Origin of the sequence: Proteus sp. PR00224 (genome assembly GCF_016238105.1) — a bacterium.
GTDB lineage: Bacteria > Pseudomonadota > Gammaproteobacteria > Enterobacterales > Enterobacteriaceae > Proteus.
Window position 1 is genome coordinate 544,416 of sequence record NZ_JAEHQU010000003.1, and the last position, 16,077, is coordinate 560,492.

The following is a 16,077-nucleotide window of genomic DNA, read 5'->3' on the forward strand; positions in this document are numbered from 1 at the left end:
TCTTTTTTATTTTCTTCTTTCTGAAGAAGCGAAGCTAAAAGCTAGGGGCTTACTCTTTTCTAAATGCTTTCATCTTTGCGGGTGAATCGACCATAACTGCATCAGCACCTAATTCTGTGGCTTGAATAAAATCTTTCTCTGTATTGATCCCAAAAAGAACAATATGAGCATTGCCACCAGCACGAAAACAAGACATAGCGTCTTTATCCCAACTTAGAACCGATGCTGAGCGTGCTTCACCTAATGTGTATTTCTCAACAACTTCTACTTTGCGGTGAAGCTCAAGCCCATACCAACGAGTAATATCTAAATTTTCAGGTAGTAGGCAAATATGGCTCATTGTGATATTGGCTAAAATATCACGAGTAATATCACGACTTTCAAAACGTTGTACATTAGTTGATAAGGCGTCAAGAAATGCAGTATTTGTAGAATAAACGCGAGTTCTATCCAGTGCGTTATGATTATGAAGTACGGTGGTTAATGCTTCAGCTTGGATTGCAGGATCAGCATCTGGTGATTTTAAATCAAGATAAAACTGTGTTGTAGGGAATTGAGTTAATATCTCATCCAATGTCGGAATGGTGACACCTTTATTTCGATAAGGAAATTGTTGTGCTTCACCAAATTTATAGCCAGCATCCCATTGTTTAAGTTGCTGTGCCGTAAAGTCAGAAACACTACCTTGCCCATTTGTTAAGCTTTTTAAATCACTAGGACGATAAAGGACAGGAATATTATCTTTCGATAATTGAATAGTGATCCAAATTGCATCAGCTTGATTAGAGAGGGCTGTTTTTATAGCAATTTCAGTATTTTCAGGGGCATCAGCTGTGCCACCACGATGTGCGATAATTTTAGGAGATGCCATAAGAATTACAGAATAAAAAAAGAGAGAAATAGCGATAAATAATTTGATCATGAAAAATTATTTCCTTGTTTTATATATAGTTACAAAACAATATTTAAAATTAATGTAATTAATCAGCGAGCTAAAACAATCTATCACCACTTTGTGACAATTCTATAAATAAACAGACTAATTCAGATTTTTATGAGAAATACACCTCAATAGAGGGAGATGAGAAGGAATAAAAATTGTAGTTAATATTTATTTACTGTATATTTAAACAGTAAATGAGGCGAGGTGATTGTATGCGTAAAATTATTCATGTTGATATGGATTGTTTTTATGCTGCGATTGAAATGCGAGATAATCCAGCACTAAAAGAGATCCCAATTGCGGTTGGAGGCAATGCTTCTAGCCGAGGTGTGATCTGCACGGCGAATTATCCTGCTCGTCGTTTTGGCGTCCGTAGTGCTATGTCAACGGCGACAGCGTTGAAGTTATGTCCTCACTTAAAAGTTTTACCCGGCAGAATGCCTCTCTATAAAGAGACATCAGCAAAGATCCGCCAAATTTTTTCTCGTTATACCCACCTTATTGAACCTCTTTCACTCGATGAAGCTTATCTTGATGTATCTGACAGTAAGCATTGTCATGGTTCTGCAACGTTGATCGCTCAAGAAATTCGCCAACAAATTTTTGATGAGTTAAATCTTACTGCATCCGCAGGCATTGCACCGATTAAATTTCTCGCCAAAATTGCCTCTGATATCAACAAACCAAATGGGCAATTTGTTATTACACCAGAGCAAGTCGATGATTTTATTTTAAAATTACCGCTTAACAAAATACCAGGTGTAGGTAAGGTGACATTTGCTCGCTTGCAAGAAATGGGCTTAGAAACGTGTGCTGATATTCGCCGTACTGATGTCATTTCTTTAGTAAAAGTATTTGGGAAATTTGGTCAAAATTTATGGGAACGCAGTCATGGCATCGATGAGCGTGAAATTAACCCTGATAGACTTAGAAAATCAGTCGGAGTTGAACGTACTTTTGCTTCAGATATTAATTCTTGGGATGATTGCTTGGCATTACTTGACGGATTATATAGCGAATTAGAACGGCGACTAACAAAAGTGAAACCCGATTTAAGGATAGCAAGGCAAGGCGTTAAACTAAAATTTGATGATTTTCAATTAACGACACAAGAGCATACTCATCCTATTTTAGAAAAAGCCGATTTAATAAATATTGCCTACCAAGCATGGCATGAGCGCCGAAATGGCAGAGGTGTGCGATTAATCGGATTTCATGTCACCTTACAAGATCCGCAAATAGAACGACAACTTCTTTTAGCACTGTAAGAATTAAAAAAACCATAGCCGATCAACAGACAGGCTATGGCTAACGTAGTTAATTTATGTAGTTAATCTATATAGTCTTACCAGCGATAATTCATTGTTGCTGTCATTGTTCTGCCGATCCCATAAAAACATGCAGTATCACCAGCACAAGATGCAACATAGTGTTTATTCGCAATATTATTCATATTAAGCTGAATTTCAGCACCTTTTAAAGAAGGTGATAGCTCACCTAATGAATAGCCAATCATGGCATCATAAAGCGTAACTGCGGGCACACTGACTGTATTTTTGGTATCACCTTGAGATACGCCAACATATCGCACGCCAAAGCCTGCTTTAGAGCCATTAAATAGCCCTGATGTTTCATCATATTGACCCCAAAATGATGCCATGTGCTTAGGAACTCTAGGGAGTTCTTTTCCCTGTGTTCCCGCAATAATGGTTTTTCTTACTTCAGTATCGGTATAAGCATAACTGCTGATAAATGAAATATTTTCAGTTAATTGGCTATTAATTTGCGCTTCAACACCACGACTTCTAATTTCACCCACTGGTTCAAAATACGCTTTTTCAGCATTGTAGTTGGTTACATTGCGTTGCTGTAATTGATAAACAGAGAGTGTTGCCAATGTTTGTTCATTTGGTGTGAGGTATTTAATTCCAGCTTCTAATTGACGACCTTCGCTAGGCTCAAAAGGGGCACTTCCTGGTGCGCGGCGAGTTTGTAAATTAGGTTCAAACGAGGTGCTATAACTAATATAAGGAGAAATACCATTATCAAAAGAATATAAAAGCCCTGCGCGACCCGTTAACTTATGATCATCTTGTTGAACATAGCTTTTAGCTAAGAAATCATGAGTCCGAACTTGAGCCCAATCTTGGCGTAAGCCTGCAAGTAAGATCCAATTTTTCCATTGGATCTGATCTTGTAGATACAACCCGATTTGATCACGTTTTTGTCGCTGATCGGTTGCGGGTTTTTGTAAGCTCATATCAATTGGATAGTGATAATTAGGATCACGCCAATCAAGATCGTACTCGGGGCCCATTGCACGAAGTAAATTATCTTGATCTTTACTCCACTGATAATCAATACCAGCAATCACAGTATGATTAAGTTTTGCAGTAGCAAAGTCAGCTTGTAAGCGAGTATCTATTCCTAAAGTATCTGTTTCTCGCAGCTCTTGTTGAGCTCGGCGCTCAAGAATATAAGGGTTATCTTTTCTTAAAGAACCAAAAACAAGATATTTATATTTTTGATTAATATGGCTGTATCGAGCATTTTGTACAATTTTTAGTGTGTCATTAAATTCGTGTTCGAATTCATAACCTATACCATATTGCTGGCGCCATGACTTATGGTAATCGGGATTGTTGACATCAAAATCAAAGGGAATAGTACCTTCTGGCGTACTTTTTACTGTACCGTAAGCGGGTAAAAAATTACGATAACCGGCTTCAGGCTCTTGCTGAATAAAGCTTAATAATGTTAAACGTGTTTGTTCATTCGGTAAAAAGGTAATGGCAGGAGCGAGCGCAAAACGCTCTTCTTTATAATTTTTTATTTGGGTATGTTGTGTTTTAGCAATACCATTTAGGCGATAAAGAACTCGATTATCATCACTCAATGTACCCGAAAAATCAAAAGCGGTTTCTGCTAATTTATCATTACCTGCACGTACTTGAATGTGACGAATAAGGGATGCAGTTGGTCTTTTACTTGTCATTGCAACAAGGCCACCTGGGTTTACTTGGCCATAAAGAACAGATGCAGGTCCTCTAACAACTTCAACACGCTCTAATAACCATGGATCAATTGCGCCAGTTGACGATGAAGCTCCCATTCCATAACTTAATCCATCAAGAAAGCGTGGTGCATAACTGTATCCACGAATAAAAACCTCATCATTACGATTAGAACTTCCACGATATTCTGTGAAAACTCCAGGTGTATAACGTAACGACTGAGAAACTGAGCTGACATCTTGAGCGTCCATTTGATCACGGGTGATCACGCTAATGGATTGTGGTGTTTTTTCAATTTCAGTCGGTGTTTTATTTGTTGATAATGTTTTTGTTGCCACAAAACCTGAAACAGGCGCTTGTGGATCTTGTGATGAAGTTGCTGTCACAACTATTTTTTCAGGCGTATTTTGATTAACTGTTGCATGAATTTGAACAGATAACAGACTTAGCGGTAAGGCGAGTAAGACGCTAACAGCATAATTTTTATTAGACACAATCGATCCCTTTGAATTTTTTATTTTTAACTTTAACTGCGGAGCAGTGAAAATATCACTCATTAAACATTAATGCTAATGATAATAATTAGCATTCTATAAGTTATGATATTTAAGGGAAATTCATTGAGAATGAGAGAGAAATGATTTTTTTGCAGAGACTTCAGTAACAAAAAACCCGCCAATAAGCGGGTTTCATTATTAACGTTAAAGCGAGATTATTTAGCAGGGATTGCTTTTAAAATCGCGGTTAATAATTGCCAGTATTGACCGACGCTCTTAATGTGAACGCGTTCGTCTGGTGAGTGAGCACCACGGATTGTTGGCCCAATAGAAACCATATCCATATCTGGGTAAGGTTTTTTGAACAGACCACACTCAAGACCTGCGTGGATAACCATGATATTTGGTACTTTATCAAACAGTTGTTGGTAAGTGTCACGAACTAAATGCATAACAGGAGAGTCTGCATCTGGTTTCCAACCAGGGTAACCGCCTTTCGTTTCAATATCGGCTTTAGCCAGTTTTGCTAATGCTGTCAGCATGCTAACAACATAGGTTTTACCACTATCGATTAGAGAACGAATTAAGCACAGAATTTCTACTTTATCATCAACAATGCTAACAACACCGACGTTTAGTGAAGTTTCAACAACACCTTCAACATCGTCACTCATACGAATAACGCCGTTTGGCATTGCATTAAGTAAGTTAATGACACGAGATTGGCAATCTGCGGTGAACGCTTTTTTATCTGTTGTTGTATCAATTAATTCAACTTTTAGATTCTTCTCTGCGATCGCTAATTCGCTTTTTAGCAATTCTTCAAAGCGTACTTTTAATGCTTCTAATTCTTTGACTTTATCCGCTGGAATTGCAAAAACAATGTTTGCTTCACGAGGAATCGCATTACGCAGTGTACCACCGTGGAAATCAATTAATTTCAGTGATAATTCTTCTGCATGACCCGCTAAAAAACGTGCCAATAATTTATTTGCGTTACCTAAGCCTAAATGGATATCACCACCAGAATGGCCGCCATTTAATCCTTTTAGAACCAGTTGTTTAACAACGTGACCTGCTGGGATTGCATCATAAGAAAGGCTTACTGTGGTTTTAACATCAATACCACCCGCACAACCCATGTAGATTTCACCTTCTTCTTCTGAGTCTGTGTTGATAAGAATATCAGCTTGTAACCAACCCGGTTGTAAACCAAAAGCACCGTCCATACCTGTTTCTTCAGTCATGGTTAACAGCACTTCTAATGGGCCGTGTTTAACAGTGTCATCAGCTAAAACAGCTAATGCAGATGCCATACCAACACCATTATCTGCACCTAATGTGGTGCCTTTCGCTTTGATCCATTCGCCATCAATGTAAGGTTGAATTGGATCTTTAGTAAAGTCGTGAACGGTGTCGTTGTTTTTTTGTGGCACCATATCTAAGTGTGCTTGTAAAACAACAGTTTTACGATCTTCCATGCCTTTGGTTGCTGGTTTACGAATTAAAATATTGCCAACGGCATCGCGCTCTGCAAAAAGTCCTTTTTCACTTGCCCAAGAAAGAATGTGGGAAGCTAAGGCTTCTTCATGATGTGATGGATGTGGAATCGAACAAATTTTTGCAAAAATATCCCATAGTGGTTGTGGGGATAGAGTAGATAGTTCAGACACGATGGATCTCCTCTAACAGCATCTGTGTTATTGATAGCCTACCGCTTTTTTAAGGGTTAGCTTTATTATTCTGAGCGTTATACGCCAATATAGTTGAGAATATCACTTTCTTCTGATGAATGCGTCATTCTATTCACATCTCTATCTAAGAAATTAGATCTCTATTTTGCATTCATTTTTTATATGGTTCATTTTTTAATCGAAAAAAGACATTACAGAAAAAAATTAGGATAATCTCACCTGTTTTCACGTTTTTTCTGGTTTTTAGGTGCTCAAATCACTATAATCTCGCGCAACCTTTTTTTCCGCAAAAAAGCTTCTCTCGAAATTTCAGTAGCTAGGATCACAATATTATGAGCGAAAAATATGTTGTAACGTGGGATATGTTGCAAATACATGCCCGTCAATTGGCGCAACGTTTACTACCAGTCGAACAATGGACAGGCATTATTGCTGTCAGCCGTGGGGGATTAGTCCCTGCTGCATTACTTGCTCGTGAATTAGGTATCCGTCATGTGGATACAGTCTGTATTTCTAGCTATGACCACGATCATCAGCGTGACCTCAAAATCTTAAAAAAAGCAGAAGGTGATGGTGAAGGCTTTATCGTTGTTGACGATTTAGTCGATACTGGTGGTACTGCTAAAGTTATCCGTGAGATGTATCCAAAAGCGCATTTTGTCACTATTTTTGCAAAACCAGAAGGCCGTCCTTTAGTGGATGATTTTGTGGTTGATATTCCGCAAAATACATGGATTGAACAGCCTTGGGATATGGGTGTTGCCTTTATTCCACCTGTTTGCGATCAAAAATAAGTTGATAGCATTCGCTTTGCTGTTTTAATTGAGATCCTCGCTTAGGCGGGGATTTTTGTTTTTAAGCTCTTTTCTCTTTTCTCTTTTCTCTTTTCTCTTCCTCTTTATGATGTCTTCGTGCGATTGCTTGTCGTGATACACATTGTTCCCGTCGATTTCATGCTATGATAAAGCCAGACTTTTAAGCCCCTTTACACGATATCCACTGATTTGAAGAGCGATATGACAGAGAACAAAAACCTTTCTGAAACACTGTTTAAGCCTCGTGCAAAACACGCAGAAACGTCAACATTAATACAGTACACACACCCAAAATCAAATATAGCGACAAACTCTGTATTAAATGGAACAAGCCAGCTAAATTGGTATCGAACAATTCAACGTTTACAATGGATTTGGCGAGGTATTTCTCCTATTGAAATAGAAGAGGTATTAAGCCGAATTGCGGTGCCTGATGCACCTCGTAGTGATGAAAAATTTATCGATACTGTTGTTGGGTATCGTAAAGGTGGCTGGTCATTTGAATGGTCACATCAAGCGATGATCTGGCAACAAAAAGCATTATGTGAAGAGTCTGGTGATGCCGCAGCAGATTGTTGGTTACAAGCCGCGCATCTTTATAGTATTGCTGCATATCCCTTTATTAATGGTGATTTTTTAGCGGATCAAGCAGTTATTTTGTCGATGAAAGCTTTTGAGAATGCGACAAAATTCTCCTCTTTTGAAGTCAAAAAACTGACATTTAAATTAGAGGGAAAAGGGACGACAACGGGTTTTCTGCATTTACCCAAAGATTGTAGAGGCCCTTATCCTACCGTGTTATTTTGTGGCGGATTAGACGGTTTACAAAGCGATTATGTCAGCTTCTTCCGTAATTACCTTTCCCCTAAAGGTATTGCAATGCTAACACTGGATATGCCCGCAATTGGTTATTCAGTAAAACAAAAACTAACGGAAGATACATGCCAATTACAAGGTGAAGTTTTAAAACAACTTTCTGAAGTACCTTGGATTGATCATACTCGTGTTGGTGTGATGGGCTTTCGCTTTGGCGGTAATATTGCCGTGCGCTTAGCTTATATCTACCCAAAATTGATTAAAGGTGTTGTTGCCTTAGGCCCTTTGATCCACGCTTTCTTTACCCAAGCTGAATTGCAGAAAAAAATTCCTGTGATGTATCTTGATGTGTTAGCAAGTCGTTTAGGGTTATGGAATATTGATGAGAATAATCTTCGATTATCATTGAGCAGTTACTCCCTGAAAAACCAAGGCCTGATTGGGCGGCGTATGCCTGTTCCTATGATGGGGGTTTATTGGAAAGGTGATGAAATGAGCCCTAAAGAGGATTCGCAATTAATTGCACGCTCTTCTATGGATGGTGACATTCTTGCTATTAATGATAAGCCGCTTTACGAAGGTTTAGAGCTCGCGTTACAAAAAAGCGCAGATTGGATCTATGATAAATTAATATAATTAATTTTGAACAATAACTTGCTAATTATATTAGATTATATAACAGTAGAGTTTCTAAGGAGACTGAATTTATGACTTCATCTTTGAACCCTACCCGAGGTAAGTTATTAAAGCGTTTTGCTCAAATCGGCCCATATATCCGAGAGCAACAATGCCAAGAGAGCCAGTTCTTTTTTGACTGTTTAGCCGTTTGTGTAAATAAAAAAGTCGCGCCGGAAAAACGAGAGTTTTGGGGCTGGTGGATGGAATTAGAACGCAATAATGAACAGCTCATTTATCATTATCAAATTGGGCTATTCGATAAAAATGGTGATTGGCTCCATCAGAACATCAGTAAGAATGATGTTGTTGAGTCAATTAATGAAACACTTATTCGTTTTCATGAATTTCTTCAACTCGCGGTGAGTGAATTAGAGATGACACTCATTCCAGATGAAAAAATGAACAAATTTCCGCTTCCCATTCAGCCCTAATTTTGTGTTAGGGCAACTTTTCATAGATTTTGCGTTATGTCAGTTGGCATAACGCTTCTCTCCTGATAAAACTGTGTATTATCTTTTTAAATAATCAACAAGAATGGTAAATGTTATGAGTAGCAGCCAAACGCTGGTTGTTAAATTAGGGACAAGTGTACTTACTGGTGGTTCACGACGTCTGGATCAGTCTCATATTGTTGAGCTGGTTCGCCAATGTGCTAAACAACACGAAAAAGGGCATCGGATTATAATTGTCACTTCAGGTGCAATTGCAGCAGGGCGTGAATATTTGAATTATCCTGATTTGCCTGCAACTATTGCTTCAAAACAGTTGCTTGCCGCTGTGGGGCAAAGTGCTTTAATTCAAGTATGGAAACAGTTATTTGCCATCTATGGTATTCATATTGGTCAAATGCTATTAACGCGTGCTGATATTGAAGATAGAGAACGATTCTTAAATGCACGCGATACCTTACATGCACTGTTAGATAACCATATTATCCCCGTTATCAATGAAAATGATGCTGTTGCTACCGCGGAAATTAAAGTGGGTGATAACGATAATTTATCGGCATTAGCGGCTATTTTAGGCGGTGCAGATAAACTGTTATTACTAACGGATATTGAAGGGCTTTACACCGCTGATCCTCGTAGTAATCCAGATGCTAAATTGATCCCTGAAGTTTTTGATATCAATGATGAGTTACGCCAAATGGCAGGTGATAGCGTATCAGGTTTAGGTACGGGTGGTATGGCAACAAAACTACAAGCCGCAACCGTTGCAGGGCGTGCGGGTATTGATGTTGTCATCGCGGCAGGCGTACAACCTGAAGTTATCGCTAAAGTTATCAATAATGAACCTGTTGGAACGTTATTTCATGGCTTACAAAGTCCATTAGAAGCGCGTAAGCGGTGGATCTTTGGTGCGCCAATAGCTGGTGTGATAGTGGTTGATGAAGGAGCTGAAAACGCAATTAAAGAAAAAGGTAGCTCCCTTTTACCAAAAGGTATCAAAGAAATTAAAGGCGATTTCTCTCGTGGATGTGTTATCCGCATTCAAAGTTTACAAGGTAAAGATCTCGCTCATGGTGTTGCACACTATAATAGTGATGCACTGCGTCTAATTGCAGGACACCATTCACAAGAAATTAGTCAAATTTTAGGTTATGAGTATGGCAGTGTTGCCGTACATCGTGATGATATGATTGTTAGCTAAGGAGCCTTCTGATGTTAGAACAAATGGGTAAATCGGCAAGAGAGGCATCTTGGCATTTAGCTCAACTATCAACAGAGCAAAAAAATCAGGCATTACTAGTTATGGCTGATTTATTAGAACAACAAGAAGCTTCAATTCTTGCAGCAAATGAAAAAGATATGCAAGCGGCTCGTGAAGCCAATATTAATGCCGCTATGCTTGATCGTTTATTACTAAATTCTGCACGTTTAAAAGCCATTGCAGATGATGTACGACAAGTGTGTCGCTTAGAAGATCCTGTGGGTCAAGTTATTGATGGCCGTATGCTAGATAGCGGTTTACGTTTAGAGCGTCGCCGTGTGCCGTTGGGGGTTGTAGGTGTTATTTATGAAGCTCGCCCTAATGTCACAATTGATGTCGCCTCTTTATGTTTGAAAACAGGTAATGCGGCTATTCTTCGTGGTGGAAAAGAAACTCATCATACTAACCAAGCGGTTGTTGCTGTTATTCAGCAAGCATTAGAAAAATGTGGTATTCCTGCTGGTGCTATTCAGGCGATTGATAAGCCTGATCGTGAGTTAGTCGCTAAAATGCTAAAAATGGATGAGTATATTGATATGCTTATTCCACGAGGTGGTGCAGGGTTGCATAAACTTTGCCGTGAACAATCAACCATTCCAGTTATTACTGGTGGTATCGGCGTTTGCCATACTTTTGTTGATGAAAGTGCGGATTTAGGAAAAGCATTAACAGTTATCGTAAATGCGAAAGTACAACGTCCAAGCGCGTGTAACTCTTTAGAAACGCTCTTAGTACACGAAAAGATTGCAGATCTATTTTTACCACAGCTAAGTGATGCTATGGCAGCTCAAAAGGTGACTTTGCATTCAAGTGAGAAGGCATTAGCAGGGTTAAAAAAAGGCGGAGCTACTGTTGTTGATGTGAAAGATGCTGATTATTGCGATGAATGGTTATCACTTGATTTAAATGTAGAAGTAGTGAGTGGGTTAACTGAGGCTATTAGCCATATTCGCCGTTATGGTACTGCACACTCTGATGCTATTTTAACGCAATCTATCTCTAATGCTGATCGCTTTGTTCGCCAAGTTGATTCTGCTGCTGTGTATGTTAATGCAAGTACACGTTTTACTGATGGTGGACAATTCGGTTTAGGTGCCGAGGTTGCTGTTAGTACACAGAAATTACATGCTAGAGGGCCAATGGGATTAGATGCCTTAACGACCTATAAATGGATTGGTTACGGTGATAATACAATTCGTAGCTAAGTGTTAAGATGATTAAATAAGCCATACTTTTCTAAAGTGTGGCTTTATTTTTTTGTTACATCAGGTATGATATTTCATACTTTACAGTATGTAAATTTTTAATTACACCCCTAAAAGGGAACACACTATGGAGATAGTGCATTTTATGGATAGTACAATTTACCTTATCGGACCTAGAGGTGCAGGAAAAACAACAGTAGGTAAAGCACTTTCCCTCACTTTAGATTATAGATTTATTGATACGGATGATTGGATAACTCAAAAATATCAACAAACTATATCTTCAATGGTTCAAGAGAAAGGTTGGGATTTTTTTCGTCAAACTGAATCAGAAGCATTAGTCCAAGTTAGTCAGCCTAACCAAGTTATCTCAACGGGTGGTGGTATGATTTTAGCAGATCAAAATCGTGCTTATATGAAATCTTCAGGTGTTACTATTTATTTACGGGCATCTCTTGAAACTTTAGTTAAGCGTTTGTCCCAAGATCCAAATGAAGCACAAAGACCAAGTTTGACAGGTAAAACGTTAGTTTCAGAAATGAATGACGTTTTGGCTAAACGTGAACCTTTATATTTGCAATGTGCTGATATCATTGTTGATGCGGGATTACCTATAAATGAGATTATTGAGGCAATTCTCGCAAAACTCACGAAATAATTAAGAAGTCGTCTGATATAAAGGATAAAACAGGGAACATCTATTTTATTTTCATCACATCCTATTTATAGTAAGGCTAATTATAGCAAAATGAGATATGGATATGATGTTGATAGCGTTTTTTAAAACACTATTTAAATTCTTATTTAGAATAAGAATTGAAGGACTTGTTAATCAGTTTTCACAATATGAAAAATGTATAATTACACCAAATCACACTTCTTTTATTGACGGTATATTATTACGTTTATTCCTGCCTATTAATCCTGTATTTGCTGTTTATACCTCTGTTGCTTCTGCAAAAACGACAAGATGGTTAGGTCGTTATGCCGATATCGTACCTTTAGATCCCGCTAACCCAATGGCCGTGCGTCAGTTAGTTAAAGAAGTGGATAAAGGCCGCCCAGTTGTGATTTTCCCAGAAGGAAGGATCACTGTAACAAATGGTTTAATGAAAATTTATGAAGGTGCTGCTTTTATTGCCGCAAAATCAGGCGCTAAAGTTGTTCCTGTTAGAATTGAAGGGGCTGAATTCAGCTATTTTTCACGAGTACGTAAAAGCTTACGAGTAAAGTCTCAATTCTTTCCTAAAATCACCATCAAGGTGCTTCCTGCTGTTGATTTGCCGATGCCAAAAGCTGAAAAATCTTCTGAGCGTCGCCGATTAGCGGGTGAAGCCATGCGTGACATCATGATGGAAGCCATCATGCAAACACGTCCTAATATCACGCTGTATGAAGCATTTTTACAGGCAATGTCTCAATATGGTCGATTTAGCCCGCTAATTTCTGATATCAACCTAAAAGAAGATTCTTATCAAGGATTACTGAAAAAAACGTTAGGGATCAGTCGATTGATTGAGCGCTACACTGAACCTAAAGAGCGTATAGGCTTATTGCTTCCAAATACAACAGTAACTGCGGCTGCACTATTAGGTGCAACAATGCGTCAACGTGTTGTGGCAATGCTAAACTACACGGCAGGTAGTTTAGGTGTACAAAATGCGATGAAAGCCGCATCAATCAAAACCATCTTTACATCACGCCAGTTTCTAGAAAAAGGGAATTTATTACATATTCCTGAGCAAACCCCTGAAGCTAATTGGATTTATCTTGAGGATCTAAAAGATACTGTCACCAGCGAAGATAAACGTTGGGTAATTAAACATCTTATTACGCCTAAAAAAGCGATGTTACCGCAAGATGCACATGATGCAGCCGTTATTCTATTTACATCAGGCTCTGAAGGTACGCCTAAAGGTGTTGTTCACAGCCATTCAAGTTTATTGGCTAACGTTGATCAAATTCGTGCTATTGCTGATTTTTCCCCGAAAGACAAATTTATGTCAGCATTGCCGTTATTCCATGCATTTGGTTTAACTGCTTGCTTGCTAACTCCAATTTGCTTGGGCGCACGCGTTTTTCTTTATCCAAGCCCGTTACACTATCGAGTTGTACCTGAATTAGTCTATGACCAAAACTGTACGGTGTTATTTGGTACATCAACCTTTTTAGGAAACTACGGAAAGTTTGCCCATCCTTATGATTTTGCCAGAGTTAGATATGTGGTTGCTGGGGCTGAAAAGCTCTCTGAATCAACGCGTGTTTTATGGCAAGAGAAATTCGGTATTCGTATTTTAGAAGGTTATGGCGTAACAGAATGCGCACCTGTTGTGTCAATCAACGTACCTATGAGTGCCAAAGCTCATACAGTAGGGCGCTTATTGCCGGGTATGGAAGGGCGTTTAATTCCAATGAGTGGTATTACCGAAGGCGGTAGATTACAACTTCGTGGTCCTAACGTAATGATGGGATACTTACGTGTAGAATCACCTGAAAAATTGGAAGTCCCTGTCGCAACCAATGCTGACGGTATTGACGAAGAAGGTTGGTACGACACTGGTGATATTGTTGCTATTGATAGTGAAGGTTTTTGTACTATTAAAGGGCGTGTAAAACGTTTTGCAAAAATTGCGGGTGAAATGGTTTCTCTTGAAGGTGTTGAGCAACTTGCACGTAAAGCCTCTAAAGGTGAACACGCTGTTGTGACAATAAGTGATAAACGTAGAGGCGAATCATTAGTTCTGTTTACAACCGATAAGCAATTAGATCGTAGTACGCTATCAGCATTGGCAAAATCGGAAGGTGTTGCTGAAATTGCTGTACCAAAGGATATTCGTTTTATCAAAGAAATTCCTGTTTTAGGAAGTGGGAAAACGGATTTTGTCTCATTGAAAAAACTTGCTGAACAGGAAAATAACTAATGTCAGAGAATATTAGTCAGCCCCCCTTAATGAGTAGAGGAATGAAAGCGGTATTGATATCGCAATTTCTTTCTGCTTTTGCTGACAATGCATTATTGTTTGCGATCCTCGCTCAGTTTAAATCGGCGCTTTACCCTGAGTGGAGCCAACCTGTTTTACAAATGGTATTTGTGCTGGCTTTTATTCTTTTAGCACCTTTTGTTGGGCAGTTTGCTGATCGTAATCCTAAGGGTAGGGTAATGCTCAGTGGGAACCTTTTAAAATTCGTAGGTGCATTTCTTATCTGTGTCGGCTCAGATCCTTTCCTTGGTTATGCTCTAGTGGGAATTGGTGCTGCTGTTTATTCTCCTGCTAAATATGGCATTTTAGGCGAACTTACCGATGGTGAACGCTTAGTAAAAGCTAATGGTTTAATGGAAGCATCAACGATTGCTGCTATTTTATTAGGTTCAGTGATTGGTGGTTTGCTCTCAGATTGGAGCATTGTGCTTGCATTAGGTGTTTGCGCTGCAATGTATGCTTTAGCGGTATTTGTTAACTTTAGTATACCCAAATTATCAGCGGCTCAAATCGGGCGAGGTTGGAACATTAAAAAAATGTTCACACAGTTTCTTGAGGCAACGCGTACCTTATGGGCTGATAAAGAAAGTCGTTTTTCTTTAGTGGGAACCAGCATGTTTTGGGGCGCAGGGGTTACATTGCGTTTTTTACTTGTTCAGTGGGTACCTATTGCTCTAGGTATGACTGATAATACGACACCGACTATATTAAATGCGATGGTTGCCATTGGTATTGTAGTCGGTGCGGGGCTTGCCGCTAAATTTGTAACACTGAAAACAGTACGCCGCTGTATGCCTGCCGGTATTTTAATTGGTCTTGGTGTTGTTTACTTTTCATTGCAAACCTCAATTATTCCATCTTACCTAATTCTTATCATCATCGGTGTTTTTGGTGGTTTCTTTGTCGTGCCATTGAATGCGCTATTACAAGACAAAGGAAAGCACAGTGTAGGTGCTGGTAATGCTATTGCTGTACAAAACCTAGGTGAAAATACGGCAATGCTATTAATGCTTGGATTATTCTCACTGGTGACGAGCATTGGTGTCTCTGTCGTTGCTATCGGAATTGGGTTTGGTGCTATTTTTGCCATAGCAATTGGTGGTCTATGGTTATGGGATTGCACCAGAAAGAAATCTTAAACAGTGAGATTTAGAATAGAGGTTAGATGAACCTTAATGATAAATTACGATGAAATGACCCGCCTAAGTATTGAGGTGGGTAAAGCGTTACTTGAAAAGAAGAGCACGATAACAACCGCTGAATCTTGCACTGGCGGATGGATTGCGAAAGTTATCACTGATATTGCAGGAAGTTCTGAATATTATCACCGTGGCTTTGTAACATATAGCAATGAAGCAAAGCATGAAATGATAGGCGTTGATGAACAAACTTTGCTTAAATACGGCGCGGTGAGCGAGGAAGTCGTTCTTCAAATGGCTAAAGGAGCACTGATAGCCGCTAATGCAGATTTTGCAGTGTCTGTTAGCGGTATTGCTGGCCCTGGTGGTGGTAGCGAAGAAAAACCCGTTGGTTTAGTTTGGTTTGGCTTTGCAATGAAAACACCAACAGGTATTCAAACTACGGCAAAACACTGTATATTCAGTGGTTCACGAGAGCAGGTAAGAGCGGTATCTGTTATTTTTTCTTTAAAATCAATCCTTAAAGAAATTATTAATAATTAACTTGATACTGTATGATTATACAGTATAATGAATTTCAACAAG

Annotated in this window: 13 protein-coding genes; 10 read left to right on the top strand and 3 right to left on the bottom strand. The window is 39.0% G+C overall.

The genetic code is table 11. The annotated features are described in order from the left end of the window. Window positions 1-49 precede the first annotated feature (49 nt). The gene (locus tag JEP71_RS08405; protein WP_198626082.1) at window positions 50-922 is read right to left on the bottom strand and encodes a glycerophosphodiester phosphodiesterase family protein; all 873 of its coding nucleotides are present in this window, start codon (window positions 920-922) and stop codon (window positions 50-52) included. Between the two features lie 233 nt (window positions 923-1,155). Between JEP71_RS08405 and dinB the strand changes: the two genes are divergently transcribed. Beyond that, complete coding sequence (dinB, locus tag JEP71_RS08410; protein ID WP_160230048.1) at window positions 1,156-2,211, top strand: DNA polymerase IV; 1,056 nt, start codon at window positions 1,156-1,158, stop codon at window positions 2,209-2,211. A gap of 77 nt (window positions 2,212-2,288) precedes the next feature. On the opposite strand, the gene JEP71_RS08415 is transcribed toward dinB, so the two are convergent. Both JEP71_RS08415 and pepD read right to left on the bottom strand, forming a co-directional pair. Continuing rightward, window positions 2,289-4,451 carry a TonB-dependent siderophore receptor gene (locus JEP71_RS08415; RefSeq protein ID WP_198626083.1) on the bottom strand — a complete coding sequence of 721 codons (2,163 nt, stop codon included), beginning with the start codon at window positions 4,449-4,451 and terminating at the stop codon, window positions 2,289-2,291. Between the two features lie 218 nt (window positions 4,452-4,669). Continuing rightward, window positions 4,670-6,127 (bottom strand): beta-Ala-His dipeptidase, encoded by a 1,458-nt coding sequence (gene pepD / locus JEP71_RS08420; protein WP_196534262.1) that lies wholly within the window; start codon window positions 6,125-6,127, stop codon window positions 4,670-4,672. 353 nt (window positions 6,128-6,480) lie between these two features. Here pepD and gpt point away from each other — a divergent pair, with 353 nt between their 5' ends. The 9 genes from gpt to pncC all read left to right on the top strand — a co-directional run bounded on the left by gpt (window position 6,481) and on the right by pncC (window position 16,035). Next, window positions 6,481-6,942, top strand: a complete 462-nt coding sequence (gpt, locus tag JEP71_RS08425; protein ID WP_006534780.1) for a xanthine phosphoribosyltransferase — start codon at window positions 6,481-6,483, stop codon at window positions 6,940-6,942. Window positions 6,943-7,164: 222 nt separating this feature from the next. After that, window positions 7,165-8,415 (top strand): esterase FrsA, encoded by a 1,251-nt coding sequence (frsA, locus tag JEP71_RS08430; RefSeq protein ID WP_198620979.1) that lies wholly within the window; start codon window positions 7,165-7,167, stop codon window positions 8,413-8,415. A 71-nt stretch (window positions 8,416-8,486) separates the two neighbouring features. Next, on the top strand, window positions 8,487-8,888 hold the full coding sequence (crl, locus tag JEP71_RS08435) for a sigma factor-binding protein Crl (protein WP_075672399.1): 402 nt from the start codon (window positions 8,487-8,489) through the stop codon (window positions 8,886-8,888). A 115-nt stretch (window positions 8,889-9,003) separates the two neighbouring features. Further along, the gene (proB, locus tag JEP71_RS08440; protein WP_109373927.1) at window positions 9,004-10,107 is read left to right on the top strand and encodes a glutamate 5-kinase; all 1,104 of its coding nucleotides are present in this window, start codon (window positions 9,004-9,006) and stop codon (window positions 10,105-10,107) included. Window positions 10,108-10,118: 11 nt separating this feature from the next. After that, window positions 10,119-11,372, top strand: a complete 1,254-nt coding sequence (locus JEP71_RS08445; RefSeq protein WP_196534260.1) for a glutamate-5-semialdehyde dehydrogenase — start codon at window positions 10,119-10,121, stop codon at window positions 11,370-11,372. 145 nt (window positions 11,373-11,517) lie between these two features. Beyond that, window positions 11,518-12,030 carry a shikimate kinase AroL gene (gene aroL / locus JEP71_RS08450; protein WP_198620978.1) on the top strand — a complete coding sequence of 171 codons (513 nt, stop codon included), beginning with the start codon at window positions 11,518-11,520 and terminating at the stop codon, window positions 12,028-12,030. Between the two features lie 103 nt (window positions 12,031-12,133). After that, window positions 12,134-14,293 carry a bifunctional acyl-ACP--phospholipid O-acyltransferase/long-chain-fatty-acid--ACP ligase gene (gene aas, locus JEP71_RS08455; protein WP_198626084.1) on the top strand — a complete coding sequence of 720 codons (2,160 nt, stop codon included), beginning with the start codon at window positions 12,134-12,136 and terminating at the stop codon, window positions 14,291-14,293. Next, entirely contained in the window at window positions 14,293-15,492 is a 1,200-nt protein-coding gene (lplT, locus tag JEP71_RS08460) for a lysophospholipid transporter LplT (RefSeq protein WP_198626085.1), read from the top strand. The genes aas and lplT overlap by 1 nt, the downstream gene beginning before the upstream one ends. A 36-nt stretch (window positions 15,493-15,528) precedes the next feature. Next, window positions 15,529-16,035 (top strand): nicotinamide-nucleotide amidase, encoded by a 507-nt coding sequence (pncC, locus tag JEP71_RS08465; RefSeq protein ID WP_198620975.1) that lies wholly within the window; start codon window positions 15,529-15,531, stop codon window positions 16,033-16,035. Window positions 16,036-16,077 lie beyond the last annotated feature (42 nt).